The sequence below is a fragment of the Paracoccus sulfuroxidans genome, from assembly GCF_007830335.1.
GTDB lineage: Bacteria > Pseudomonadota > Alphaproteobacteria > Rhodobacterales > Rhodobacteraceae > Paracoccus > Paracoccus sulfuroxidans.
In genome coordinates this window covers 13,646-38,793 of sequence record NZ_VLKU01000004.1, presented here as the reverse complement: position 1 = coordinate 38,793, position 25,148 = coordinate 13,646, and the positions used below count along the sequence as shown (strand labels likewise).

Here is a 25,148-nt window from a genome sequence, read left to right as displayed (position 1 = left end):
AATGTCCACCTACGATCTCATCGTCATCGGCGCCGGTCCCGGCGGCTATGTCTGCGCGATCCGCGCGGCCCAGCTTGGCCTGAAGGTTGCGTGCGTCGAAGGCCGCGAGACGCTGGGCGGCACCTGCCTGAACGTCGGCTGCATCCCGTCCAAGGCTCTTCTGCACGCCAGCCACATGCTGCACGAAACGCATGAGAATTTCGCCAAGATGGGCCTGATCACCCCCGAGGTGAAGGTCGATTGGGCGAAGATGCTGGGCTACAAGGCCGAGACCGTCACCGGCAATACCAAAGGCATCGAATTCCTGTTCAAGAAGAACAAGATCGACTGGCTGAAGGGCTGGGCCACGATCGAGGCCCCCGGCAAGGTCAAGGTCGGCGACACCACCTATGACACCAAGAACATCGTCATCGCCACCGGCTCGGTCCCTTCGGCGCTGAAGGGTGTGACGGTCGACAATGATGCGGGCGTCGTCGTCGATTCCACCGGCGCGCTGGCGCTGAAGAAGGTCCCGGGCTCGATGGTCGTCATCGGTGCGGGCGTGATCGGGCTTGAGCTTGGCTCGGTCTATGCGCGCCTTGGGGCCGAGGTCACGGTGGTCGAATATCTGGACGCCATCACCCCCGGCATGGACGGCGAGGTGCAAAAACAGTTCCAGAAGATCCTGGCCAAGCAGGGCCTGAAGTTCGTTCTGGGCGCTGCAGTCTCGGAGGTCGAGGTCAAGGGCGGCAAGGCCGAGGTCGAATACAAGCTGCGCAAGGACGACAGCGAGCATGAGATCAAGGCCGATGTCGTGCTGGTCGCCACCGGCCGTCGCCCCTATGTCGACGGGCTGGGCCTGGACAAGCTGGGCGTGCAGATGACCGACCGCGGCTTCGTGCAGGTCGACAAGCACTGGCAGTCCAATGTGCCCGGCGTCTATGCCATCGGCGACGCGGTGCCCGGCCCGATGCTGGCCCACAAGGCCGAGGATGAAGGCATGGCCGCCGCCGAAGTCATCGCCGGCAAGCATGGTCATGTGAATTATGACGTCATCCCCGGCGTGATCTATACGACGCCCGAAGTCGCCTCGGTCGGCCTGACCGAGGAGGCCGCGAAGGCCACCGGCCGCAAGATCAAGGTCGGCAAGTTCCCCTTCATGGGCAACGCCCGCGCCAAGGCCCTGTTCCAGGCCGACGGCTTCGTCAAGATGATCGCCGATGCGGAAACCGACCGGGTTCTGGGCTGCCACATCATCGGCCCGAACGCCGGAGAGATGATTCACGAGGTCTGCGTCGCGATGGAGTTCGGGGCCTCGGCTCAGGACATCGCGCTGACCTGCCACGCGCATCCGACCTGCTCGGAAGCGGTGCGTGAGGCCGCTCTGGCCCTTGGAGACGGCGCAATCCACGCCTGATCCGCTGAAAACCGGCAAGATCTCGCCGACTGGCCGCCCTTCCATGGGCGGCCTTTCGTTTTGGTTTGGTTGGATCGCGCGAACCGGTTTAAGGATTTTTCCAAAGGAAAACGAGGACAGTGATGAAAACCTTGATCCGACTGCTGGCTGTCGGTGGCCTGCTGGCTGTTTCTGCCTGCGGCGACAACTCCGTCGATCCCGACCGCCGCTATCTGGTTGAGCCCCGCAAATCCGCCGCTCAGACGCAGACCGCCGGTCTGCACCCGAACGAGACGCCGGAACTGCGCCGCCTGATCAACAAATACTCGGCTGAATATCAGGTTCCGCCCGAACTGGTTCACCGCGTGGTCATCCGCGAATCCCGTCACCGTCCCGGCGCCCGCAACGGCCCCTATTACGGGCTGATGCAGATCCTGCCCGCCACCGCGCGTGGCATGGGCTATCGCGGCGCCCCCGAGGGACTGCTGGATGCCGAAACCAACCTGAAATATGCAGTGAAATACCTGCGCGGCGCCTATCTGGTCGCCGGTGGCAATCAAGACGCCGCCGTCAGCTGGTACGCCAAGGGCTATTACTATGAAGCCAAGCGCAAAGGCCTTCTGCAAGAAACCGGGCTTCGCTGATCCCCTAGCGGATCACCTTGAAAGCGGCCCCTGGGGCCGCTTTTTTCATGCCTGAGGCGGACGGTTATAGCGGATGAAGGGCGATTTGACCCCAACCCGGTCGTAAAGCGCGCGGCCCGGATAATTGTCCTCGGCGGTCAGCCAATAGACATTGGGCACGCCCGCGCGGTCGGCGGCGGCATAGACCGCCTCGATCAGCGCGCGCCCCGCGCCCTTGCCCCGCGCGGCTGCATCGGTGAACAGATCCTGCAGATAGCAGACGCCTTCCTCGCGCCAGAGGTTCGGGTGAAAGACGTAATGCGTCAGGCCGATCAACTGCCCCTCGGCCTCGGCGACCAGCCCGTGAAAATCCTGCGCCGCGCCCGACATCAGCCGCGCGAAAGCGGCGTCATAGAAGGCCTCGGGCCGGTCGTGGAAGCCGTAAAAGGCCTGATAGCCCTGATAAAGCCGCTGCCATTCGGCGCGGTCGCGGGGCTCCAGCGGGCGGATCTGCATGATCTAGCGCCCCTGCTGGCGGCGCGCCATGAAGGCCAGCTTTTCGAACAGCGACACGTCCTGTTCGTTCTTCAAAAGCGCCCCGTGCATCTTCGGCAGCATCTCGCCCGCCGGACGCTTCAGGTCCTCGGGCGACAGATCCTCGGCCAGAATCAGCTTCAGCCAGTCCAGCAGCTCGCTGGTCGAGGGCTTTTTCTTCAGCCCCTGCACCTCGCGCAATTCGGTAAACTGGTGCAGCGCCTCGTCCAGAAGCGCGGGCTTCAGGCCCGGGTAATGCACATCGACGATGCGCTTGAGCGTCTCGGCATCGGGGAAGCGGATGTAATGGAAGAAGCAGCGGCGCAGGAAGGCGTCCGGCAGCTCTTTTTCGTTGTTCGAGGTGATGATGACCACGGGGCGGTGCTGCGCGCGGATGGTCTGGCCAGTCTCATAGACGTGAAACTCCATACGGTCGAGTTCCTGCAAGAGGTCGTTCGGAAACTCGATATCGGCCTTGTCGACCTCATCGATCAGCAGGACGACCTTGTGATCGGCCTCGAACGCCTGCCACAGCTTGCCCTCGCGGATATAGTTGCCGATGTCATGCACGCGCGCGTCGCCCAGCTGGCTGTCACGCAGGCGCGACACCGCGTCATATTCGTAAAGCCCCTGCTGGGCACGGGTGGTCGATTTGATGTTCCATTCGACCATCGGCAGATTCAGGCTGGCGGCCACCTGCCGGGCCAGTTCGGTCTTGCCGGTGCCGGGCTCACCCTTGACCAGAAGCGGCCGCTCAAGCGTGATCGCCGCGTTCACCGCCATGGCAAGGTCGGGGGGCGCAACATAGGTCTCGGTTGAGGAAAACTGCATCTGGCAATCCTTTCGGGAACTCTGCGCGAACCTAATGCCCCCCCGGTGGCAGCGCAAGTTTGTGCCGATCGAACTAGGAATGGCCTAGTGACAATCCGACCATCATCGCCTACATGGTGCGCGAGGACCGGGTATTCGTGGCCCGGACACCGGAGGAACGATGAAAGCCCAGACCTTCCTGCCCGACGACTATCGCCCAGCCGAAGACGAACCCTTCATGAACGAGCGTCAGCTGGAATACTTTCGCCGCAAGCTGATCGCGTGGAAGCACGAGCTTCTGGAACTGTCCGCCGAGACACTGGAGGGCCTGCAGGAAAGCGCCCGCAACGTCCCCGATCTGGCCGACCGCGCCTCTGAGGAAACCGACCGCGCGCTGGAACTGCGCACCCGCGACCGTCAGCGCAAGCTGGTCAGCAAGATCGACTCGGCGCTGCGCCGGATCGAGACCGGCGAATACGGCTATTGCGAGATGTCGGGCGAACCCATCAGCCTCAAGCGGCTGGACGCGCGCCCCATCGCCACGATGACGCTGGAAGCGCAGGAAAAGCACGAACGCCGCGAGCGCGTGCACCGCGACGACTGATCCCCTTTGCCAGACGCTTGAAAGGCCGCCTGTCGGGCGGCCTTCGCATTCCGAAAGGGAACGTCAGATGCGCCCAGTTCTGATCCTGCTGACCGAGGGTTTTGCCGATTGGGAGACCAGCCTGATCTCGGCCCCCGGGCGCGCTTGGTTCGGCGTAGACGTCCGGCTGACCTCGCCCGATGGCGGCAATGTCACCTCGATGGGCGGGCTGACGGCCTGCAATCTGGCCCCCTTCCAGCCGCAGGGCGATGAGGTCATCGTCATCTGCGGCGGCACGATCTGGGAAACCGCAGCCGCCCCTGACATCTCAAATCAGTTGAAGGCGGCGCATGATCGCGGCCAGACCGTTGCCGCGATCTGCGGCGGCACGCTGGCGCTGGCGCGGGCCGGGCTCTTGCAGGATGTCGCCCATACCTCGAATTCGGTCGAGTTTCTGAAGGGTCATGTCCCCGCCTATGCGGGCGAGGCTCATTACCAGACCAGCCCCCGCGCGATCGAGGATCGCGGCATCATCAGCGCGCCCGGCACCGCTCCGGCCAGTTTCGCGGCGCTGGTTCTGGCCGCCGCCGGGCTTTCGGCTGCGGATCTGCAGCAGTTGCAGGGCGCATTGGCGGCGGAGCACCTGTCCTGAGCGGGGCCGTCCGACAACGGCCCGTCACGGTCATCGGCGCGGGCATCGCCGGGCTGACCGTCGCCTGCGCGCTGGCGCAGCGCGGCGCCGAGGTCACCGTGCTTGAGCGCGCGCCCGCCCTGACCGAGGTTGGCGCGGGCCTGCAGATCTCGCCCAATGCGGTGCGGGTGTTCGAGGCGCTTGGCCTTGGCGCGGCGCTGGATGCGGTCTCATTGCGCTCGACCGGGGTGGTGCTGCGCGATTCCGCGGGCCGGCTTGTCTCGCATCTGCATATGGCGCGGCATCGGCCCGAAGATCGCTTCTATCTGACCCATCGCGCCCGGCTGATCGACGTGCTGGCCGAGGCCGCGCGGGCCGCCGGGGTGCAGGTCCTGCTGGGGCAGGACGCTACGCCCGAATCCGTCGCGGATGGGCTGCTGATCGGCGCGGATGGGGTGAAAAGCGTGTTGCGCCCGGTGCTGAACGGGCCCGAGACGCCCTTTTTCACCGGCCAGACGGCGTGGCGCGCGCTGATTTCCGACGATGACTCGGCTGCTGTGCCGCAGGTCTTCATGGGGCCGGGGCGGCATCTGGTCAGCTATCCGCTGAAGAACGGGCTGCGCAATATCGTCGCCGTGGTCGAACGCCCCGACTGGCTGGACGAGGGCTGGAGCCAGCCCGGCGACCCGGCGGAACTGCGCGCGGCCTTCGCCCGTTTTGGCGGCCCGGTCTCGGGCTGGCTGTCGCAGATCGATGAGGTCTCGGTCTGGGGGCTGTTCCGCCACCCCGTCGCGCAGCATTGGCAGGACGGGCGGCGCGTCATTCTGGGCGATGCTGCGCATCCCACCCTGCCTTTTCTGGCGCAGGGCGCGGTCATGGCCATCGAGGACGCCTGGGTGCTGGCCGCCTGCCTTGATGAGACACCGGATCAGGCACAGGCGCTGTCCCGCTATCAGTCGCTGCGTCAGGAGCGCTGCCAGCGCATCGTCGAGGCCGCCAATGCCAACGCCCGCAACTATCACCTGCGCGGCCCGACCCGCGCGGTCGCCCATGCCGGGCTGCGCGCGGTGTCGAAACTGGCGCCGACGCGCCTGATCGAGCGGTTCAGCTGGCTTTACGACTTCGACCCGACGCTGATGCGCGCCTAGGCCGCCGCCTTTTCCACCGCCGCGACGATTCCGTCGACGACCTCACGTAGCACCGCCTCATCCTCGGCCTCGGCCATGACGCGGATCAGCGGCTCGGTCCCTGATTTGCGGATCAGCACCCGGCCCGAGCTTTGCAGCCGCGCCTCGGCCCGTGCGATCTCGGCCTTGACGCTGTCCTGCGCCAGCGGATCGCCCCCCGCCTGATAGCGGACATTCTTCAGCATCTGCGGCACCGGCTGGAACTGCGACACCAGTTCCGAGGCCGAGCGCCCGCTGTCGGTCATCGCGGCCAGAAACTGCAGGCTGGCGATCAGCCCGTCGCCGGTCGTCGCATAATCGGTCATCACGATATGGCCCGACTGCTCGCCGCCCAGGTTGAAGCCATTGGCGCGCATGCGTTCGACCACATAGCGGTCGCCGACGGCCGTGCGCTCCAGCCGCAACCCGCGCTGCTGCAAGAATCGCTCAAGCCCCAGGTTCGACATCACGGTGGCGACCAGCGCGCCGCCCTGCAGCCGCCCCTCGTCCGCCCAGCGGCCCGCCAGCAGCGCCATGATCTGGTCGCCATCCGCGACGCGGCCGTTTTCGTCGATGATCATCACGCGGTCGGCGTCGCCATCAAGGCTGATGCCTACATGCGCGCCATGTTCGCGCACGGCCCGCGCGCAGGCCTCGGGGTGGGTCGAGCCGACGCCGTCGTTGATGTTGAAGCCATTTGGGTCGACGCCCAGCGGAATGACCTCGGCCCCCAGTTCCCACAGCACGTCGGGTGCTGCGCGGTAGGCGGCCCCATTGGCGCAATCGACCACGACCTTCAGCCCGTCCAGACGCTTGCCCGCCGGGAAGGTGGTCTTGGCATATTCGACATAGCGCCCGCGCCCGTCATCGATGCGCTTGGCGCGCCCGATGTTCTGCGGCTGCGCCGGGGCGATTTCGGCAGCGACGATGGATTCGATTTCCGCCTCGGCCTCATCGGACAGCTTGAAGCCGTCGGGGCCGAAGAACTTGATGCCATTGTCATGCGCCGGATTGTGGCTGGCCGAGATCATGATGCCAACATCCGCACGCATCGAGCGCGTGAGATACCCCACCGCAGGCGTCGGCACCGGCCCCAGCAGCAGGACATTCATGCCCGTGCTGGTCAGCCCCGCCGTCAGCGCGTTTTCCAGCATATAGCCCGACAGCCGCGTGTCCTTGCCGATCACGACGCGGTGCTGGTTCTCGCTGCCCCGGCGAAAATAGCGCCCGGCCGCCGCGCCAAGGCGCAGCGCCATTTCGGCGGTCATCGGATGTGAGTTCGCGCGGCCCCGGACGCCATCGGTCCCGAAAAGTTTTCTGCTCATGTCTCGCTCCGCATTGCGGCCTGCCACAGGTGCAGGCCCTGCCTTATTATTGCCACGTCATGGACGCGGTGAATCTGAACCCCCTGCGCGATAGCCGCAAGCGTCAGCGCAAGAGTTCCGGGCGCGCGGTCCGCAGGATGTTCGGCCTGTCCGATCACCCCGATGAACCGCTTGCGCGAGATCCCCAGAAGGACCGGACAGCCAAGCGCATGATACAGCGATATCCGCCGCATGATCGCCAGATTATGCTCTTGCGTCTTGCCAAAACCAATGCCCGGATCGATCACGATGCGGTGCCGGGGAATGCCCGCCGCCTCGGCCCGCGCAATGCGAGTGGAGAGCGCATCATAGACGTCCAGAACCACATCGCCGTAGCGCGGGTCGTGCTGCATCGTCTCGGGCAGGCCTTGCGCGTGCATGATGCAAAGCTCGGCCCCGGTCTGGGCCACGGTCGCGGCCATCGCCGGGTCGAAATCAAGGCCCGAGACATCGTTGACCATCCCCGCCCCCGCCGCGACCGCCGCACGGGCGACATCGGCCTTGCGCGTATCGACCGAGATGGCGGCGGTGCCACGGACCGCCTCGATGGCGGGAAGGACACGGGCGGCCTCTTCGCTGGCTGGAACCTCCAGCGCGCCGGGGCGGGTGGATTCGCCGCCGATATCGACGATCTCGGCCCCGTCGGCGACCAGTTGGCGGGCATGATCGCGGTGATCATAGGTGCCGCCGTCCGAGAAACTGTCGGGCGTCGCGTTCACGATGCCCATCAGCCGGGGCTGGTCCATCGAGAGGCCCAGCACGGGCGGGCGTTCCTGCGTCAGCCGGACCATCACCTCATTCGGGGCGCAATCGGTCAGTTCGGGCGGCAGGCCACGGCGCAGGATCTCGAACCGGGAAAAACGCACCCAGCCGCCCGCCAGCGTCCAGCGGCCATATTCATCGGGGATGGGTCGGTAATAGGCACCGCCCTCGCTCATTTTTGCTGCACCGGAATGGTGAAACCTTCGGGTGCGGGCGGGGGCGTCTCACCGGCGGGCAGCGCCCAGTAGAGCCTCTCGGCCCCCAGCCGATCGGCCAGCCAGAAGGCCAGCGCATGCGGCTCGGGCGGCAGGCCCGCCACGTCGCGCACCATGCGCGAGGGGGCCCAGACGACCGCGCGGCGTTCAGTCGCAGCCCAGTCGATTTCGGTGCGCGTGTCGGCGATGGTCAGGCCCAGATGCCCGGCCAGCGCCCAGGCGGCCTGATCCAGCGCCAGAAGCTCGACCTCGCGCTGGTTGCCGCCCTGCGGCAGCGGCAGATGCGGCGCATCGGGCACGATGACCAGCCCGCCCTGCGGCAAGGCCACCTCGGTCTTGTGGAACATGACCGAAACCGGCGCCTCGGTCGGATCGGCCTCGACCCGGGCCGAGCGGCGCACCAGCGTCACGCCCAAGGCCCCGGGGATGCGGTCCAGCTTTTCGACGGTGACGGTCACCTGCGCGGCGCGCGGATGCGCCAGAACCTGCGCCGAGATCTTTTCGGCCAGCGTCTCCAGCAGGTCATAGCGCTGGTCGGCAAGGCCGATGGCCACCGCGCCGGTCAGGATGTCATAGCTGAGGATACGGTCGACCTCATCATTCACACCCACCACATGCTGGGCCAGATCGACCGTCAGGTTGAAGCGCAGCCGCTGTTCATTGCCGCGTTCGGTCTGAAAGGCCCCGATCTCGGTCGAGACGATGTAGTCGCGCAAATGTATCTGGTCGGGCTGTTCCATCGCGCCGAGATCTCCCAAACAAACGACCTCGCCATAAGGTTGGCGAGGTTCATTGGGGCATATTGCAGGAAAATCAGTTCGAGGCCAGACGGCGATCGGAGCGATAGAAGATATGGGCGCCGATGCGGGTGGTCCGCTCGAAACGGCGCGACCAGGACGGACGGACAGCGCCAGTATGGAAATAGGTCGCACCATTGGTCAGCGTCCGGGGCGCAGAGCCCGACAGAGCCGCGATGGCGACGTTCTTGACCCGGGCATAGGCACCGGATTCGTGGATGCGGGGCGAAACGCGCCCTTTGTAGCTGAACTGGCCGCGCTGGTTGACAACGCCGCAGACGGTCTTGGGGAAACGCGGATGATCGACGCGGTTCAGGATGACTTCGGCGACGGCGCGCTGGCCTTGGGTGCCTTCGCCCCGGGCCTCGAAGTACAGCGCCTCTGCAAGGCACTCCAGATCCTGCTTGCTGACCGTGGCCACGGTCTGGCGGCCGGTGTCGGGGCTGGTGACGCGGAACGAGACCTGCTGGACCTGCGGGGTCGTGGTTTTCGCGTTATTGGCGTGTGCCGAGGTGGCTGCGAAAGATGAGAAGGCGACGGCGATGCATAACGAGAGGCGCGTCAGCCACAATCGGCTATCAGACATGATGTTCCAGTTCGCGTTGCGGGATGCACCCGGTTTTCGGATCGAACACCCGACAACCGGGCGTAAAGCTGTCGTCCAAGAACCGGATAACCCGCCACGGGCGCTAGCCCACAGGTATGTGAGGTGCCCGAAAACCCCGGAACTGCCCCCAAAGCGGCATAAAACCGCCTAGTTCATTTTAGGTAAATGGCGAAAGGCGGCTGATTTCCGAAGGTCTTAAGACTTCGTGACCGGGTGATTCTGACGCTCTCGATGCATCTCCAGAATCGATTCCTGCGCCGCAGCAAGGCGCGCGACCGGCACCCGATAGGGCGAGCAAGAGACATAGCTGACACCTGCGCGCAGGCAGAAGGCGATGGATTCGGGGTTGCCGCCATGTTCGCCGCAGAAGGAAATCGTGATGTCGGGATTGGCGATCCGGCCCCGTTCGGTGCCGATGGCCACCAGTTCCCCCACCCCGTCCTGATCGAGGATGTGGAAGGGGTCGTCCTCATAGACGCCCTGCCCGACATAATCGCTCATGAAGCGTCCGGCGTCGTCGCGCGACAGGCCATAGGTCATCTGCGTCAGGTCATTGGTGCCGAAGGACAGGAACGAGACCTGTTCGGCCAGATCCCCGGCCCTCAGCGCGGCGCGCGGCGTTTCCACCATCACGCCCAGCCGATAGGTGAAATCGGTGCGCATTTCGTTGCGGACCTTGGCGGCGACGGTTTCGATGCGGGCCTTGACCAGCTCAACCTCGCGGCGGGCGCTGACCAGCGGGATCATGATTTCCGGCACGATCTGCGCGCCGTCGCGGCTGGCCTCGACCGCGGCCTCGAAAATGGCGCGGGCCTGCATGTCATAGATCTCGGGGACGGTGATCCCCAGCCGCACGCCACGCATGCCCAGCATCGGGTTGAACTCGCGCAGCTCCTCGACGCGGCGGGTGACGTCCGACAGCGGCAGGTCCAGCGATTCGGCCAGTTCGCGCATGCCTTCGCGGTCATGCGGCAAGAATTCGTGCAGCGGCGGGTCGAAGAGGCGGATGGTGACGGGCATTCCCGCCATAATCCCGAAGAGCGCCAAGAAGTCGCTCCGCTGCATCGGCAGCAAGCGTTCCAGCGACAAGCGGCGATCCTCGGGCGTGTCGGCGAAGATCATCTCGCGCATGGCAGGCAGGCGCGTTTCGTCGAAGAACATATGCTCGGTCCGGCAGAGGCCGATGCCCTGCGCGTGGAAACGCAGCGCGGTCTGCGCGTCCTCGGGGCTGTCGGCATTGGCGCGCACGCCGATGCGGCAGAACTCCCCCGCCCAGCTGAGAAGCTGGTCGAAACTGTCATCAAGCGCCGGTTCCAGCATTTCCGCCGCGCCCGCCAGCACCTCGCCCGAGGTGCCGTCGATGGTGATTTCCTCGCCCTCGTGGAAGATCCGCCCGCCGGCGCGGAGCGTGCGCGCGCGCGTGTCGATGGCGATGCCGCTGGCGCCGACGATGCAGGGCAGGCCGATGCCGCGCGCGATCACCGCCGCATGGCTGGTCATGCCGCCGCCCACGGTCAGGACGGCGACCGAGGCATGCATGCCGCGCACATCCTCGGGGACGGTTTCGCGGCGGGCAAGGACGCAGCGCTCACCCCGCGCCTCGGCCGCCTGTGCGGCGGCGGCGGTGAAGACGATGCGGCCGGTGGCCGCGCCGGGGCTGGCGTTGATGCCGCGGGCCAGAATGTCGCGCGGGGCGCGCGGGTCGATCTGCTGGTGCAGAAGATCCGACATGGCGCGGGGTTCGACCCGCATCACCGCCTCTTGCGGCGGGATGATGCCGTCGCGGGCCAGCGCCACAGCGATGCGCACGCTGGCACGGGACGAGCGTGTCACCCGCGTCGCGTCGATGATGGACAGCTCGCCATCCGCGACGACGAATTCGATCTGCATTTCCTCGCGCAGGCGTTCGCGCGCGGCCACGCCGAAGCGGACCAGTTCGGCAAAGACCTCGGGCGCGGCTTCCTCGAGCGAGAGGCCGCGCGGGTCGCGTGTCAGATAAAGCGTCGCCGCGCCGTGGCCGCGCGAACGGCCCTGCTCTTGTTCGCGGAAGCGCCCGGTCAGGCGCGGCAGGCCGGTGACCTGATCGATGAACTGGATCGTGCCCGAGCCGGTGACGCCGGGGCCGATGGCCAGCGCCATGTCCTGAACGACCAGCCCCAGCGGGGCCTGCGCGGGCGCGCCCTTAGCCTGCCGCAGAAGGCGTGCGGTCGGGCCGTCCCAGGCGCGCGCCATGCTGCGCAGCACCTCGGCCAGCTGGCGGCCCGGGTCCTGCGGGAATTCGTCGTCGGTTTCGTCCTGATAGGCGCGCAAGGTGGCCTGAAGCCCGGCCTCGCTGTCCGAGAACATGTCCGGGTCGAGCCGGGCCACGTGGATGGCAAAGGACTGTACGAAGCCCAGATAGAGCGCGTCCGCCGCGTCCTGCCCGTGGGTCACCACCAGCTCGGCATGGCGTTCGTCATTGATGCCGACGTTCAGCATCGTGCCCGGCCCGCCCCAGGCGGGATCGACCGCCGAGGGTCGGACGCTGACCAGCCCGCCGGGACCGAAAAGGGTCGCAAGCTGGTCGGAATCGAGCGTCGCGCCACCCGCAATCGCCCGGACGGCATCGCTGCTGAAGGCGTAGCTGTGCGGGACAGGAAGGCCCATCCGCACCAGGCGTTGCAGGCATTTCGCCCGCCAGCCGTGGCGTGCCGCATCGACCCCCGCCGAGGGAGTGATTTCGACGATGGAGGAAGGGTCGATCAGCAAGCTCATTTGTAACGAAACTGACACGGATGCCGCGTTGCGGCAAGGGTGAAGAAAGGGGGCTGCCGCCCCCTGACCCCCGCGGGTACTTTCGCAACAGAGAAGGGCGGTTCAGCCCTCGATCTTGCTGAAATCGGCGATGAGCGCCCCGGCTGCGCGGATCTGAGACAGAAGGTTCAGCCGGTTGCGGCGGACGATCTGGTGATCGGTGTTGATCTGGACCGCATCGAAGAAGGCGTCGATGGGTGCGCGCAGCGCCGCGATGGCCGACATGGCGGCCGGGAAATCCTCGGCCTTGACTGCCGCCTTGATGGCGGGTTCGGCGGTAGCGAGGGCCGCGAAGAGGGCGCGTTCCTGATCGGTCTCGGCGAATTTCGGGTCGGCACCGAAGCTGTATTCGACGCCGTCCTTTTCCTCGGCCTGCGCGAGGATGTTCGCAGCACGCTTGAGGCCCTGCAGGAGGTTGGTGCCGTTTTCGGTTTTCAGCACATCCGAGAGGGCGGTGGCGCGGTTCACAAGAAGCACGAGGTCGTCATTGCCGGGCATAGCGATGACGGCGTCGATGATGTCGTGGCGGATGCCCTGGTCTTTCAGGAAGACTTTCAGGCGGTCGTGGAAGAAGGAGAGGAGGTCGGCTTCTGAGACGCCAACCTTCGTTAGCCCAATAAAACGAGTATTCACGTCGGAAGCCGCATCGAGCAAAGCACTTATGGCCTCCGTCGCATCGATAGCCTCACTGGTGGTGTCTCGGCTGGCAGAGATTTCGCGCAAAACTTTCATAGTTTGTTCAGAGTCGCCAAATGCTGCGAGAAGCCTCTGACGTTCTTCTTGGGAGAGCGCATCAATGCCGAAGCGCTCCAATGCCTTCAAAACGTGTTGCCCCGTTGAGAGCTTAAACTGCTGCAGGAGGTTCACCCGCACCCCACTCCCCAGCACCAACCGAATAACCCCCAGTGCCGCGCGACGCAGCGCAAACGGGTCTTTCGAACCAGTCGGCTTCTCGTCAATCGCCCAGAAGCCGGTCAGCGTATCCAGCTTATCCGCCAGCGCGACAGCCACCGAAATCGGAGCCGAGGGCACGTCATCCGAGGGACCCAGCGGCGAATAGTGGTCCCTCGCCGCATCGGCGACAGCGGCGTCCTTGCCGGCCTCCAGCGCATAGTAACGGCCCATCGTGCCTTGCAGCTCGGGGAACTCGCCGACCATGGCCGAGCGCAGGTCGAGTTTGGCGATCTTGGCGGCTTCCTCGGCCTGATCCGGGTTTGCGCCGACCAGCGGCGCGATCTCTCGCGCGAGCGCCGCGATGCGGGCGATGCGGTCGGCCTGAGAGCCCAGTTTGCTTTGGAAGGTCACGGATTTCAGGCCCTCGGCCCAATCCGCCATGCCCGATTTCGCTTCGCGCAGGTCCAGATCCCAGAAGAAGGCCGCGTCCGAGAGACGGGCGGCCAGCACCTTCTGGTTGCCGTGCAGGATGGTCTCGCCATTGTCGGGGGTCTCGATATTGGCGACGGTGACGAAGCCCTCGATCCGGCCGGTTTTCGGGTTCCGGGCCGAGAAGAATTTCTGATGCTCCTTCATCGAGGTTTGCAACACCTCGGGCGGAAGAGTCAGGAAGCGGTCCTCGATCGCGCCCATCAGGGGGACGGGCCATTCGACAAGGCCCGCGACTTCGGTCAGCAGGCCCTTGTCCTCGACGATCTCCCAGCCGCGGGCGAAGGCGAGATTCTGCGCCTCTTGCCAGATCGCGGCTTCCCGTTCGGCGCTGTCAAGCATGACCTTGGCGCGGCGCAGTTTGGCGGCGTAGTCATCGAAGCTGGTGACGGTGAAGGCGTCGGGGGCCATGAAGCGGTGGCCGCGCGTGCTGTCGCCAGACGCGATGCCCTCGACCGTCAGGGGGACGGTTTGCGCGCCCGCCTCATCGGTGAGGATGCAGAGAATCGAGTGCAGCGGGCGGACCCAACGCAAGCTGCCCGCGCCCCAGCGCATGGATTTCGGCCAGGGGAAGTTGCGGATCGTGGCTTCAAGGACTTCGGTGACGATCTCGGCCGCCGGGCGGCCTGCTTTGGTGATCGTGGCGAACCAGACCTGGCCCTTCTTGTCGTCGCGCGCTTCCAGCTGGTCCTTGGTCAGGCCAGTCGAGCGCAGGAAGCCTTCCAGCGCGGCCTCGGGCGCGTCGGTGCGGGGGCCCTTGCGTTCCTCACGCGTGGTCGGGCTTTCGGCGGACAGCCCTTCGACGGTCAGCGTCAGGCGGCGGGGAGTCGAGAAGGCGCCAGCGGACGCATAGGTCAGGCCAGCCTCGACCAGACCGTCGGTCACGAGTTTCTTCAGATCCTCGCGCGCGCGGCCCTGCATGCGGGCCGGGATTTCTTCCGAAAAGAGTTCGATCAGCAGGTCGGGCATCAGTCGATGGTCCTTTTCTCTTCGGCTTCTTCGTTGGTCTGGCGCCATTCGAAGGCGCGGCCATCGGGATAGATGGCCAGAACCGCGTCGATCTTGGGCGCGATGTCCTTGTGGACCAGATAGGTCTTGGCGAGCCCGGCATCGATGTCGTCGCTCAGCTGGCCGACATCGAAACAGTCAAACCAGCGCGGCGGGATCAGCGGCGTGGGCTTTTCGTAAAGCGTGGCGGTCTGGGCCGTGGCCGGGTCGGTGGTGAAGCAGGCGCGGTTCGCCAGCGGCGAGCTGACCGAATAGATGCCCTGATAATCGCGGACCGGGATCTGCACCGGCTGGCCTTCGGGACCGGCCAGTTCCAGCACCGCGGGGGCGTCCGTCACTTCGCGGTAATAGTAATAGACCTGCAGGTAATACATCCCCCCGCCCACGATCAGGATCAGCAGGGCGAAGAAGATGGCGATGATCTTGCCGCTCATCGGATCTGCTCTCCGGTGGCAGCGGGGGTCGCGACGAAGGCGTCGGCGCAGCGTTTGGCCAGCGCGCGGACGCGGCCGATATAGGCCTGACGCTCAGTCACCGAGATCACGCCGCGCGCATCCAGGAGGTTGAAGAGATGGCTGGCCTTGATCGCCTGATCATAGGCCGGATGCGGCATCGGGATCTTGCGGCCCGCGCTGTCGCTGTCATCGGCCGAGAGGATGCGGTCGCATTCGGCCTCGGCGTCCTTGAAGTGCTGGAACAGCATCTCGGTATCGGCCTGATCGAAGTTCCAGCGCGAATACTCCCGCTCGGTCTGCAGGAAGATGTCGCCATAGGTCAGCGGAATGGGCGAGTTCGGGTCGTTGAAGGGCATGTCCATGACATGCTCGACGCCCAGCACATACATGGCCAGACGTTCAAGCCCGTAGGTCAGCTCGCCCGAGACGGGGCGGCAGTCATGGCCGCCGACCTGCTGGAAATAGGTGAACTGGCTGACTTCCATGCCGTCGCACCAGACCTCCCAGCCAAGGCCCCAGGCGCCCAGCGTCGGGGATTCCCAGTCGTCCTCAACAAAGCGGACATCGTGGATCATCGGATCAAGGCCGATGGCCTTCAGGCTGCCAAGGTACAGATCCTGCAGGTTCGGCGGGCTTGGCTTGATGATGACCTGATATTGATAATAGTGCTGAAGCCGGTTCGGGTTCTCGCCGTAACGCCCATCGGTCGGGCGGCGCGAGGGCTGGACATAGGCCGCAGCCCAAGGCTTTTGCCCCAGCGAGCGCAGCGTGGTCGCCGGGTGGAAGGTGCCCGCGCCGACCTCCATGTCATAGGGTTGCAGCACGGCGCAGCCCTGCCCTGCCCAATAATTCTGCAAGCGCAGGATCACGTCCTGAAAGCAGCTGGGGCGGTCCTTTGGGCTGGTCATTGGTGCATCCTTTGGCATAACTGGCACAAATGTCTGCCGCCTTCTAGCAGAGGGCGGCGCGGGGTCAATGAGAGGGACTGTTTGATGCGGCGGATTGCACTCATCCTTGGGACGGCTCTGCCACTGGCCGTGGCGCTGCCGGCGCTGGCCGAAGACGTGGTGATCCGCATCGAGGCCAAGCGCGGGGCCGAGGCCGCCCAGACCGCCGCCCAGGGCTGGAGTTCGCAACTGCCCGGCGTCGTGACCTTCCCGCTGTCGGATGGCTGGATCGGGATCGCCCTTGGGCCGATGCCGCGCGAGCAGGCTGAAACCCGGCTGAATGAGTTGAAAGCCGCAGGTCAGGTGCCGGGCGACAGCTTCATTTCAGCCGCGCAGGGCCGCAATCTGACGCCGGTTGCCGCGTCCGAGGCGGCAGCGCCTGCGACCCAGGGTACCGCGCCCGCCAGCCCCGTCGGTGCAGGCTCGACCTTCGTGCCGCCTTCCAGCACCCAGGCCGCAGCACCCGAGGCTCAGCCCGCTCCGGAGGTCGCGGCCCCTGAAGTCGCAGCCCCCGAGGTTGCGCCTGCCCCCGCCCAGTACTTCATCCGCATCGAATCAAGCGCCGACCGCGCCAAGGCCGATGAGACCCTGACGAAATACCGCGAGACCCTGCCCGACGCGGGTCTGTGGACGCTGCCGAACGGTCGCTTCGCGGTCGCCCTTGGCCCCTTCGAGGAAGCGGCGGGTGCCGAATGGCTGGGCGCGTTCAAGAACGCCAAGGCCGTGCCGCGCGACGCCTTTCTGGCCGAGGCCGCCGAGATGGGCGAGGTCACCACCCCCGGTCAGGCGCCGGAAATCGGCGTGATCTCCTCGCCCGAAAGTCAGCCCCTGCCCATGCCGCCGCTGGAGGATGTCCAGCGCGCCCTGCGGTGGGCCGGGCATTATGACGGCGACATCGACGGCAAGGACGGTCCCCGGACCCAATCCGCCATCGCCAATGAGGTCGTGTTGCTGCGCGCCTCTCCCGATCCGGCGACGGCCATGGCCGAGCTGGTCTCGCGTCGCGAGGCATGGCGGCAGCAGATGGGCCTGACGGTGCTGGAGGATGCGCATACGGGCCTCTCGATGCCCGCGCCGATGGACAAGCTGCAGTTCGACCGTTCCGAGCGGGCGCTGTCGATCTATGGGCCGAAGGATGGCTCGGGCGCGGCGCTGATCCTATTCTCGCAGACCGGCGGCCAGCAGGAAATGCTGGACCTTGCGGGGCTGATCACCGCGCTTGGCTGGGTCCCCACGCCCGAGCGCAAGGTCTCGAACGGCGCGATCACGCTGGACGGGCGCAATGAGACGCATATCGGCCATGCCGAGGGCCGCGTCATCGACGGGCGCGCGCAGGGCTTCGTGCTGATCTGGCCGATCTCGGACCCCGACGATCAGCGCAGGCTGGCGGCGGAAATCTCGGACGGGATTGCGCGCTACGCCCCGGCAGCGGCGGAAGCGCCCGCCCCGGTAGCCGAAACTCCGGCACCCGAGGGGGCTGCCAATCCGCTGACCGGGAACTAGACCCGCCAGAAGCGCGGCAGCAGCAGCACCAGCACCGACAGCAGTTCCAGCCTGCCGGTGTACATGCCCGCGATCATCAGCCATTTCGATGAGGCGGGGAACTGGTTGATCGCCCCGTTCGAGCTGACCTCGGGGCCCCAGACCGGGCCGATATTCGCAATCGCCGTCCAGGCGGCGGTGACGGCGGTGCGCGGATGCAGCCCGGTCAGCGCCAGCGCCACGATCAGCACCCCGAAGGTCAGCATGAAGAGCGTGAAGAAGGCCATGACCGAGGCCACGACGTCTTCCTCCAGCGGTCGCCCCTCAAGCCGCAGCGGAAAGACCCGGTTCGGCGAATGCATGCGGCGCAGCTGCGCCCGGACGGCCTGCAGCAGCACCAGATAGCGGAACACCTTGACCGAACACGAGGTCGAGCCGGTGCAGCCGCCGATCAGCCCGACGATGATCAGGATGACAAAGGGGAAATGCCCCCAGCTTGCCACATCCGCCGTCGCAAGCCCCGTCCCCGAGATGGTCGAGATGATGTTGAACGTCGTTTCCCGCAGCACATCGGCAGGATGGGCGGCCCCCAGCCAGAACACTCGATAGAGCCACACGATCGCCACGGCATAAAAGATCCAGCGCAGATAGGCGCGGATCTGCACGTCGCGCCACATCGGCATCGGCTGGCCGCGCACCAGCTGCACCATGCGGATGAAAGGGATCGAGCCCAGGATCATGAACAGCGCCGAGGCATATTCACTGGCCCCGCCATAATGCCCGATGCTGGCATCATAGCTGGAAAAGCCACCGGTCGAGGTCGCCGACATGGCATGCACGATGGCGTCAAAGCCGGTCATGCCCAGCAGGATGAAAACGATGGCGCAAGCGGCCGTCAGCCCGATGTAGACGCCCGTCATCTCGGATGCGATGTCGAAGGCGCGGGGCAGGATCTTGCCCAGCGTGTCGAAGCCTTCAGAGCGGAAAAACTGCATGCCGCCGACCTTCATCACCGGCAGGAAGATCATGGCGACGACGATGATCCCAAGGCCCCCTGCCCAGTTCAGGAAGGCGCGCCACAGGTTCGTGCCCTTGGGCAGCCCGTCCAGATGCGGGAAGGCGGTCGTCCCCGTCGTGGTCAGCCCCGACATCGATTCGAAATAGGCATCGGTAAAGCCCACATTCGGCGCGCCAAGCATGAAGGGCAGTGCGCCGAAGAGCGGCACCACCAGCCACAGCGAGGTGGTCAGCAGAAACGCCTGCTCCAGCGTCAGGGCCATGTCTGCCCCGCGCGTCGAGATGGTCACCATAAGCCCGATCAGGCTGGTCAGCGCCGCCGCCTGCAGGAAGGACTGCCAATGCGGATCGCCATGCCAGAAATCGACCGCCATGGGCAGCAGCATCGAGACGCCCAAAGCGACGACCAGTTTTCCGACGGTATTGGCCACGGGGCGAACATCAATCATTCCGCAGGCTTGCCCCGCGCCATTTCCTGCGTCAAGCGCTCGGCACTTGCATGGGGCAAGGCCACCCCCTATAGAAACGGGTGACGCGGGTGTAGCTCAATGGTAGAGCAGCAGCCTTCCAAGCTGAATACGTGGGTTCGATTCCCATCACCCGCTCCAAAAATCCCATATATACCGGGACATAGCGAAAGATGGCTTCACTTTCGCAATCATCGCATCGGACAAATTCCGCCCAATCTGGACAAATCCAGGCATCGACTCCCGAAGTTATCCCCGAAGTACGCTCATGTGTCGCTCCACACCGGCTGCACAGCGTCAAGCATGAAACAGATGTCTAAAGAGACATGAGGGTGCTGGCGTTTAAGGTGCACGCAAGAGACGCCATTCCTAGTGTTGCTGCCAACACCTGCCGTTTTCGACACCTGCCGAAAACGGCAAATGGATTGGGAGTAGAGAACTTGCTACACCCTATGCGTGCAGTAAGGGGTTCAGAGTTAAAGCCAACAGACCGGATGGTGGAACGGTACAACTCCATCCGGTCAGTTGCTGATCACGGTGTTGCTGATCCTTTGCCTATTCCTTCCTCTTGTTCCCTACATTCAAGAGAGCCAGCTCAAATCACGGAAATTTGGTTCTACCTATTTCCACTCCCGAGAGTTTGGGCGCCGGGCAATCGCGGCTAGAGTCTTGGGATCAGGAGGGCCGTCTTCATATTTTTTGATCTCCCGCAGATCATCTGGCGCAACGGCCCAAGCAATTGCGGCTACGCCTATGCCCAGAATCCCGGCCCCAATGTAGATGACAAGCACCTTCCACCACACAAATCCCAGCACGATTGCTAGGATTGAGCAGACCACTCCAACGATAAACCCTATAAGAACCAAAGCCATGTAGATGCTCCGTCCGGCTGCCTACGGGAACATGGAACATCCTACGATTGACTCAAAGACACGCATTCAACTAGAGCGGCGTCCCTTACTACCTTTACGTTGCATGGCGCCGCTGGGCAACACCAAGTTGAGGTCGCTTATGATAGAATTAGGAAGCGGCAAGAGTCCGCCCGCCCCATATTGACTTCAGCATATCTCTCGTACATGCCTCGAGACTTGCCAATCACCGCTGCCGGTTCATCTTCTCCAGAAAATCTGCCATCGCTTCGTTGCTGATATCAGCGCAAGCATGCGCTTCCGCGAGAGAAATGACGGCCTGATATGCCTCAAACGGCAGCCAGCCAGCATTTTCCGCCGCGATGATGAGCGCTGTAAACCCTTCCTCAAGGTTTTCTTGCAGGTCGACATCGCGGCCGGGGTAGCTGCCAAGATGTTTAGGTGGATGCATAGACTAAACTTTCGGTTGCAGACGATTCTATCGTAAACACTATAATCTACATTTGTTTTGAAACCTACTAAAGCTCTCGATCAATCTGCGGCCGATGGGAGAAAAAGGTTCACCATTTGTACTTCGGGGCGTCCCCACTTTATACTCGGTTAGACTACGGTACCGCTGCAGAATCTGCACCGCATCAAGGATTTCTGTGCGACCGGAGGTCGACATGAGTCGCTTGATGATTATGGAATAATGAAAAGTGTTGTGGGAATTGTCAAATTCTTAGGATCAACCTAACGGGCACAACCCAACCTTAAATCAACTGACCAATCAAGTAACTCGCCTGCGTAGTATACCCGCCGACGACATCAAAGCATTTGGATATGAACCATGCGAGGGCACTGGCCCAGATATCATCACTTGCCCTACCATAGAAGCGGAATACGGCGCCCCGCATAGCTACACAAGCATGCAAAGCAAAGATTTATTCAGCACATTACCAGTCAACCACTGCAAGCATTTAAAGCCAAGCACATTCATCCGAAACAATTACAACACAAAATCCGATACCGTTATCGTCAAAGCATTAACGAGCTGCACGGAAAAATCTGCGACGGCATCGCCATCAACATCCGCAAAAACAATTACATCTGATCCAGATTTAACCAACCAAACCGAATTTGGACCGGCGACTCCTTCATTAAAATTGAAAGCCTGAAGCCCCACCCTATCCCTGTCTGCATCCATACTAAATATGTTGATTTTATCTACTCCCGACTGAAAGTTCACGATTCTATCTCTCTCGGCAAGCAACCTTGGGCTCTCGGCAGGCGAATAGTAAATGAACACGTCTTGGCCGACATCACCATTTAAGGTATCGGACCCCAAGCCTCCGACCAGCGTGTCATTACCTTCTCCCCCTTGGATGGCGTCATTTCCCTTCTCTCCGCGAAGATAATCATTTCCCCGCCCGCCCAAAACAGTATCGCGGCCATCTCCACCCCAAACCTGATCATTCCCAGTTCCGGTATCGATATAGTCAGACCCCTCATTTCCATAGAGAGTATCACTTTCGCTTCCTCCATAGATTCGATCATCACCATTTCCACCGTAAATCACGTCTTGATCGGTGCCGCCAGCAATAGTGTCGCGCCCCTCGCCCCCATAAATAAGATCACGCCCCTTCCCACCCTCAATAACATCATGTCCGTTGCCCCCATTAATCGTATCGTTGCCAAAATAGCCATAAAGGGTGTCGTTACCAGCACCACCTTTAATGTGGTCCGCGCCTCTATGGCCATCGTAAAGATCGTCGAAATCAGTCCCCCAAAAAGTATCGCCACCATCAGAACCAAGTCCATGATTCACATATCTGTGGCTAGCCTTCGGGAATACATCATAAGGAATAAAATTAATTGGATCCTGATACGGCACCTCTTTAAATATCGCAGGCATTGCAGTCCCAATCGGGATAAAATGCTTTTCCTCCCCGGTGGAAGATCCTGGATCCAATCGCGCACCTTCCAATGCGATTAACGCTTGGCCGGCCGGTGTCACAATTCGCAACCATTGCTGAGATTCGTGAGCACCCAAGCTGGAAGACATTGCAAACTCAACGATAGCAACCTTCCACCCAACGATTGCGCTCGGATTGCGCAGATCTAGTAGCTGCCCTCCTATGTATATACTATCCCGTGTCGCGTCAAAATCATCAATCCGACTCACTACTGTACCAGTTATTCCATTAATATTATTGAATCTGAATTCATCAGCCCCCTTTCCGCCAAAAACGTGAAAGCCATGCTTGATACCGCCCCCACTAAATGTGGTTTTTAGGTTCATATTGATCACGTCGTCGCCATCGTCAGCATATAGATGAACCTGATGTGCCCCGGAGCCAGTTGTTGATGCCGTCAGAACATCGTCTGAAGTCGACCCGTGGAGCATCCTTTTGGGGTCCGTCGGAGCCAGTAACTTCACCGCCATATCAATCTCCCAAAGGTTAAGCATCCCAGCAAGCATCCCGTGCACGCAGTATGCAATCTATGGTTGTATCGTCAATCCTTTGTGTCAAAACGGTGAGGCACCAGCGAGCAAAGAGACTGAGAGGCTCCAGGACGAAAATTCGCGCCTGAAAGCGGCAAGTGGTCACGCATGTGGTGCCGGGCTAATAGATGAGCGAACACCGGGCTCGCCAGGTGTGTTTTCACCAAGACCTTCCACCGTAACGGGGCCGAGCGTTGCGCAGCTTGCATAGCTCCTCGCTGGCTTCCTGTTGGCTCTGTTGCACAAATCCGGTTAGGGATTCATCTTGGGAATCCAGCATGGTAGGTGGAAGGCATGAGCAGACCGACACCGCCGACCCTCAGGACCAAGAACGGGCCAGCCTGTAACGAAGCACTGAAGCGCCGTGGCTCGTTGACGATCTGGTTCGATCCGACCATGACCTAGGAAGCCGTCCGCACCGGCAAGCGTAGCCGCCAGCCCGACTTCTGCCCAGACCGGCCTGACGATGAAAGTGCTGTTCGGGATGGCGCTGCTGCAAACCACAGGGTTCGTCGAGAGCCTAATGCGGCTGATCGGCCTGGACTGGGCGGTGCCCGACTTCAGCACGCTGTCGCGGCGGCAGAAGACCCTGAAGGTCAACATTCCCTATCGTGGTTCGGATGGCCCCCTGCACCTGCTGGTCGACAGCACTGGGATCAAGGTCGATGGCGAAGGCGAGTGGAACGCCCGCAAGCACGGTGGCTCGAAACGCAGGGTTTGGTGCAAGATCCACATCGGGATCGACGAGAAAGCCTTGGAAATCCGCGCAGCCGATTTTACCACCAGCAATCTGGGCGATGCGCGGAGGCTGCCAGAGATGCTCAACCAGATCCCGCCCGAGCAGGAGATCGCAACCGTCGCCGCCGATGGCGCCTTCGACACCCGCAAATACAATTAAGCCATTGCGGCCCGCGGGGCCGCCGCGATCATCCCGCCTCGCAAGAACGCCAAGCCGTGGAGGCCCGACACCGCAGAGGCCATCGCCCGTTACGAGATCCTGCGCACTTCGAAGCAGCTCGGGCGCACCATCTGGCGATGATGGAGTGGCTATCACCGCCGAAGCCGCGCCGAGATCAAGATGAATTGCGTCAAGCTGCTGGGCCAGCGCCTGTCCACCCGGGGCTTCGACCGTCAGGTCGCAGAGTTCCAGGTCCGCGTTGCTGTCCTGAACGGCTTCATCGCGCTCGGCATCCCCGCGACGGAAGCCGTAAGATAAGTCTGTCCGGGAAAGGGCTACTCCTACCCTCAGACGATTTGTGCAACAGAGCTCCTCCTGTTGCTCAACCTGCCCAAACAGGCAAAACTGAAACTAGGAGCATCACTCACGCTGGATGACAATGGGGCAACGTCACAGGACATAAGGTTACCGGGGCAAGAGACACGTTCGCTCGAGCGGCTCATTTGTCAAACTATTGCGATCGCGCCCAGAACCATCAAACAGTGGCGCGCTCAGCGATACCATGGTAGACGGTCTGGGCACTAAGCATTGCCGATAACCTGTACAATTGTCCAACTACTTCTCCGAGTGGCTGAGAGGTATCAGAATGTGTGTGTTGGGAAACAAGTAACAGGTGAAAAATGCCCTCTACTACCACGAATCTCATGTGGATCGGAAAAGCACCACTTTTCGACAGCACTCCTTCCACTAACATCGGCCAAACACAAGCGAATGCTATCAATGGTTGGACCGCTGAAGGCAGCTCTGGAATTCGGCCGGTTTCGGTTAGCGGGAACTACTATACCGGCTCTGTCGGCAATCATTTCAATACCTCATATCAGGGTACGTTTTTCGAGAGCCCGAGCAGGTTCTCCTACGACGATCCGGATACAAGTGCACACGTTTCAAACGCGACGATTAACACGTTCGTGCAAGCAAACTTTACCATTACCGTTCACGACGCTGATGGTAACAGTCACGATGTTACACAATCCGGCATCCTCATGCAAACGAGCAGCGGCGACATCTTTTTTCGACCTTCGGTATCCAGCCTGCCGGAATGGAACGACATCGATCGAATTTCGAAAGTAGTAGTCTCAGGCGTGAGCCCGTTGCCCAACTCCACTTATCCTGCGACAATCGGTTTTTCCAGCAGCGTCTACGAGCTTACTGTGGTCTGCTTTGCTCGAGGAACTGAACTCAGCACTTCGACGGGTAGTTGTGCAGTAGAATGCCTCCAAATTGGCACCATGGTCAAAACCAAAGACAACGGGATGCAGCCAATTCGCTGGATGGGATCCAAGCGGTTGACATACAAGCAACTTCAAGCGAACGCGCATCTGCGACCAATCAGAATTCGCGCTGGCGCTTTAGGCACGAACCTGCCCCGATACGATTTGCTCGTTTCTCCCCAGCACCGTATCCTAGTCTGTTCCTCTATCGCGCAGCGAATGTTTGGCACCAATGAGGTTTTGGTCGCAGCGAAGCAGCTCCTTCAACTTGATGGCATTGATATTGCATCTGATATCGCGGAAGTGGAATACTTCCACATCCTCTTTGATCGCCATGAAATTGTGTTTTCAAACGGCGCAGAAACGGAATCCTTCTTCACTGGACCGGAAGCCATCAAAGCAGTCGGTGCAGCAGCTTCCGAGGAGATTTTTGCAATTTTCCCCGAGCTTAGAACGAGAGACTACCGACCTGTCGCTGCTCGTCAACTAACTTCCGGTCGACAAGCTCGCAAACTCGCGGTTCGACACGTTCAGAATCGCCGATCGCTGGTTAGCTAGAAAAAGGCAGGAGCACGCCAAGCTCCTGCCGAACCACCTTCTCTTGAT

General features: G+C 62.6%; 21 protein-coding genes, 1 tRNA gene and 1 pseudogene. 9 read left to right on the top strand and 14 right to left on the bottom strand.

Annotated features, from left to right (window positions below):
• The first annotated feature begins 1 nt into the window (after position 1).
• Positions 2-1,396 carry a dihydrolipoyl dehydrogenase gene (gene lpdA, locus IQ24_RS07295; protein ID WP_145397158.1) on the top strand — a complete coding sequence of 465 codons (1,395 nt, stop codon included), beginning with the start codon at positions 2-4 and terminating at the stop codon, positions 1,394-1,396.
• Between the two features lie 122 nt (positions 1,397-1,518).
• Positions 1,519-2,019, top strand: a complete 501-nt coding sequence (locus IQ24_RS07290) for a lytic transglycosylase domain-containing protein (protein ID WP_145397157.1) — start codon at positions 1,519-1,521, stop codon at positions 2,017-2,019.
• A gap of 45 nt (positions 2,020-2,064) precedes the next feature.
• On the opposite strand, the gene IQ24_RS07285 is transcribed toward IQ24_RS07290, so the two are convergent.
• The gene (locus tag IQ24_RS07285; protein WP_145397156.1) at positions 2,065-2,514 is read right to left on the bottom strand and encodes a GNAT family N-acetyltransferase; all 450 of its coding nucleotides are present in this window, start codon (positions 2,512-2,514) and stop codon (positions 2,065-2,067) included.
• 3 nt (positions 2,515-2,517) lie between these two features.
• Positions 2,518-3,363 (bottom strand): AAA family ATPase, encoded by an 846-nt coding sequence (locus tag IQ24_RS07280; protein ID WP_145397155.1) that lies wholly within the window; start codon positions 3,361-3,363, stop codon positions 2,518-2,520.
• Between the two features lie 160 nt (positions 3,364-3,523).
• Here IQ24_RS07280 and dksA point away from each other — a divergent pair, with 160 nt between their 5' ends.
• The 3 genes from dksA (at position 3,524) to IQ24_RS07265 (ending at position 5,704) form a co-directional block, all read left to right on the top strand.
• Positions 3,524-3,946, top strand: coding sequence for an RNA polymerase-binding protein DksA (dksA, locus tag IQ24_RS07275; RefSeq protein ID WP_145397154.1), 423 nt, complete (start codon positions 3,524-3,526; stop codon positions 3,944-3,946).
• A gap of 67 nt (positions 3,947-4,013) precedes the next feature.
• The gene (locus tag IQ24_RS07270; RefSeq protein WP_145397153.1) at positions 4,014-4,577 is read left to right on the top strand and encodes a DJ-1/PfpI family protein; all 564 of its coding nucleotides are present in this window, start codon (positions 4,014-4,016) and stop codon (positions 4,575-4,577) included.
• Positions 4,574-5,704 carry an FAD-dependent oxidoreductase gene (locus tag IQ24_RS07265; protein ID WP_145397152.1) on the top strand — a complete coding sequence of 377 codons (1,131 nt, stop codon included), beginning with the start codon at positions 4,574-4,576 and terminating at the stop codon, positions 5,702-5,704. Before IQ24_RS07270 ends, IQ24_RS07265 begins: the two co-directional genes overlap by 4 nt.
• Here the strand turns inward: IQ24_RS07265 and glmM are convergent.
• The 8 genes from glmM to IQ24_RS07225 form a co-directional block, all read right to left on the bottom strand.
• Entirely contained in the window at positions 5,701-7,047 is a 1,347-nt protein-coding gene (gene glmM, locus IQ24_RS07260; RefSeq protein ID WP_145397151.1) for a phosphoglucosamine mutase, read from the bottom strand. The genes IQ24_RS07265 and glmM overlap by 4 nt on opposite strands.
• Positions 7,044-8,024: a dihydropteroate synthase gene (folP, locus tag IQ24_RS07255; RefSeq protein ID WP_145397150.1), complete on the bottom strand. Its 981-nt coding sequence runs from the start codon at positions 8,022-8,024 to the stop codon at positions 7,044-7,046. The genes glmM and folP overlap by 4 nt, the downstream gene beginning before the upstream one ends.
• The gene (locus tag IQ24_RS07250; protein WP_145397149.1) at positions 8,021-8,803 is read right to left on the bottom strand and encodes a dihydroneopterin aldolase; all 783 of its coding nucleotides are present in this window, start codon (positions 8,801-8,803) and stop codon (positions 8,021-8,023) included. Before IQ24_RS07250 ends, folP begins: the two co-directional genes overlap by 4 nt.
• A gap of 73 nt (positions 8,804-8,876) precedes the next feature.
• Positions 8,877-9,446: a cell wall hydrolase gene (locus IQ24_RS07245; RefSeq protein WP_145397148.1), complete on the bottom strand. Its 570-nt coding sequence runs from the start codon at positions 9,444-9,446 to the stop codon at positions 8,877-8,879.
• Positions 9,447-9,662: 216 nt separating this feature from the next.
• On the bottom strand, positions 9,663-12,221 hold the full coding sequence (locus IQ24_RS07240; RefSeq protein WP_145397147.1) for a putative PEP-binding protein: 2,559 nt from the start codon (positions 12,219-12,221) through the stop codon (positions 9,663-9,665).
• A 102-nt stretch (positions 12,222-12,323) separates the two neighbouring features.
• Positions 12,324-14,612, bottom strand: a complete 2,289-nt coding sequence (glyS, locus tag IQ24_RS07235; RefSeq protein ID WP_145397146.1) for a glycine--tRNA ligase subunit beta — start codon at positions 14,610-14,612, stop codon at positions 12,324-12,326.
• Positions 14,612-15,085, bottom strand: a complete 474-nt coding sequence (locus tag IQ24_RS07230; RefSeq protein WP_145397145.1) for a DUF6446 family protein — start codon at positions 15,083-15,085, stop codon at positions 14,612-14,614. Before IQ24_RS07230 ends, glyS begins: the two co-directional genes overlap by 1 nt.
• Positions 15,082-16,014, bottom strand: coding sequence for a glycine--tRNA ligase subunit alpha (locus IQ24_RS07225; protein WP_145397144.1), 933 nt, complete (start codon positions 16,012-16,014; stop codon positions 15,082-15,084). Before IQ24_RS07225 ends, IQ24_RS07230 begins: the two co-directional genes overlap by 4 nt.
• A gap of 84 nt (positions 16,015-16,098) precedes the next feature.
• Here IQ24_RS07225 and IQ24_RS07220 point away from each other — a divergent pair, with 84 nt between their 5' ends.
• Positions 16,099-17,556, top strand: a complete 1,458-nt coding sequence (locus IQ24_RS07220; protein ID WP_145397143.1) for a peptidoglycan-binding domain-containing protein — start codon at positions 16,099-16,101, stop codon at positions 17,554-17,556.
• On the opposite strand, the gene IQ24_RS07215 is transcribed toward IQ24_RS07220, so the two are convergent.
• Entirely contained in the window at positions 17,553-19,001 is a 1,449-nt protein-coding gene (locus IQ24_RS07215) for a TrkH family potassium uptake protein (protein WP_145397142.1), read from the bottom strand. The genes IQ24_RS07220 and IQ24_RS07215 overlap by 4 nt on opposite strands.
• Positions 19,002-19,086: 85 nt before the next feature.
• Between IQ24_RS07215 and IQ24_RS07210 the strand changes: the two genes are divergently transcribed.
• A tRNA-Gly gene (locus IQ24_RS07210) sits at positions 19,087-19,160 on the top strand.
• Between the two features lie 479 nt (positions 19,161-19,639).
• Here IQ24_RS07210 and IQ24_RS07205 read toward each other — a convergent pair.
• From IQ24_RS07205 to IQ24_RS07195, 3 genes are all read right to left on the bottom strand, one after another.
• Complete coding sequence (locus IQ24_RS07205; RefSeq protein ID WP_145397141.1) at positions 19,640-19,891, bottom strand: hypothetical protein; 252 nt, start codon at positions 19,889-19,891, stop codon at positions 19,640-19,642.
• A gap of 223 nt (positions 19,892-20,114) precedes the next feature.
• On the bottom strand, positions 20,115-20,339 hold the full coding sequence (locus IQ24_RS07200) for a hypothetical protein (RefSeq protein WP_145397140.1): 225 nt from the start codon (positions 20,337-20,339) through the stop codon (positions 20,115-20,117).
• A 537-nt stretch (positions 20,340-20,876) separates the two neighbouring features.
• Positions 20,877-22,337 carry a calcium-binding protein gene (locus tag IQ24_RS07195; protein ID WP_158637494.1) on the bottom strand — a complete coding sequence of 487 codons (1,461 nt, stop codon included), beginning with the start codon at positions 22,335-22,337 and terminating at the stop codon, positions 20,877-20,879.
• A gap of 330 nt (positions 22,338-22,667) precedes the next feature.
• On the opposite strand from IQ24_RS07195, the pseudogene IQ24_RS07190 reads away from it, so the two are divergent.
• Together IQ24_RS07190 and IQ24_RS07185 are read left to right on the top strand one after the other, a co-directional pair.
• A pseudogene (locus IQ24_RS07190) lies at positions 22,668-23,589 on the top strand (IS5 family transposase).
• Positions 23,590-23,975: 386 nt separating this feature from the next.
• Positions 23,976-25,100, top strand: coding sequence for a Hint domain-containing protein (locus IQ24_RS07185; RefSeq protein ID WP_242007988.1), 1,125 nt, complete (start codon positions 23,976-23,978; stop codon positions 25,098-25,100).
• Positions 25,101-25,148: the final 48 nt, after the last annotated feature.

Coding starts and splice junctions, on each gene's coding strand:
- IQ24_RS07200 (WP_145397140.1), bottom strand. CDS start 20,339: ATGCATCCACCTAAACATCTTGGCAGCTACCCCGGCCGCGATGTCGAC.
- IQ24_RS07195 (WP_158637494.1), bottom strand. CDS start 22,337: ATGCTTAACCTTTGGGAGATTGATATGGCGGTGAAGTTACTGGCTCCG.
- lpdA (WP_145397158.1), top strand. CDS start 2: ATGTCCACCTACGATCTCATCGTCATCGGCGCCGGTCCCGGCGGCTAT.
- IQ24_RS07245 (WP_145397148.1), bottom strand. CDS start 9,446: ATGTCTGATAGCCGATTGTGGCTGACGCGCCTCTCGTTATGCATCGCC.
- IQ24_RS07205 (WP_145397141.1), bottom strand. CDS start 19,891: ATGGCTTTGGTTCTTATAGGGTTTATCGTTGGAGTGGTCTGCTCAATC.
- IQ24_RS07280 (WP_145397155.1), bottom strand. CDS start 3,363: ATGCAGTTTTCCTCAACCGAGACCTATGTTGCGCCCCCCGACCTTGCC.
- dksA (WP_145397154.1), top strand. CDS start 3,524: ATGAAAGCCCAGACCTTCCTGCCCGACGACTATCGCCCAGCCGAAGAC.
- IQ24_RS07290 (WP_145397157.1), top strand. CDS start 1,519: ATGAAAACCTTGATCCGACTGCTGGCTGTCGGTGGCCTGCTGGCTGTT.
- IQ24_RS07270 (WP_145397153.1), top strand. CDS start 4,014: ATGCGCCCAGTTCTGATCCTGCTGACCGAGGGTTTTGCCGATTGGGAG.
- IQ24_RS07215 (WP_145397142.1), bottom strand. CDS start 19,001: ATGATTGATGTTCGCCCCGTGGCCAATACCGTCGGAAAACTGGTCGTC.
- IQ24_RS07240 (WP_145397147.1), bottom strand. CDS start 12,221: ATGAGCTTGCTGATCGACCCTTCCTCCATCGTCGAAATCACTCCCTCG.
- folP (WP_145397150.1), bottom strand. CDS start 8,024: ATGAGCGAGGGCGGTGCCTATTACCGACCCATCCCCGATGAATATGGC.
- glmM (WP_145397151.1), bottom strand. CDS start 7,047: ATGAGCAGAAAACTTTTCGGGACCGATGGCGTCCGGGGCCGCGCGAAC.
- IQ24_RS07250 (WP_145397149.1), bottom strand. CDS start 8,803: ATGGAACAGCCCGACCAGATACATTTGCGCGACTACATCGTCTCGACC.
- IQ24_RS07220 (WP_145397143.1), top strand. CDS start 16,099: ATGCGGCGGATTGCACTCATCCTTGGGACGGCTCTGCCACTGGCCGTG.
- IQ24_RS07185 (WP_242007988.1), top strand. CDS start 23,976: ATGTGGATCGGAAAAGCACCACTTTTCGACAGCACTCCTTCCACTAAC.
- glyS (WP_145397146.1), bottom strand. CDS start 14,612: ATGCCCGACCTGCTGATCGAACTCTTTTCGGAAGAAATCCCGGCCCGC.
- IQ24_RS07285 (WP_145397156.1), bottom strand. CDS start 2,514: ATGCAGATCCGCCCGCTGGAGCCCCGCGACCGCGCCGAATGGCAGCGG.
- IQ24_RS07230 (WP_145397145.1), bottom strand. CDS start 15,085: ATGAGCGGCAAGATCATCGCCATCTTCTTCGCCCTGCTGATCCTGATC.
- IQ24_RS07225 (WP_145397144.1), bottom strand. CDS start 16,014: ATGACCAGCCCAAAGGACCGCCCCAGCTGCTTTCAGGACGTGATCCTG.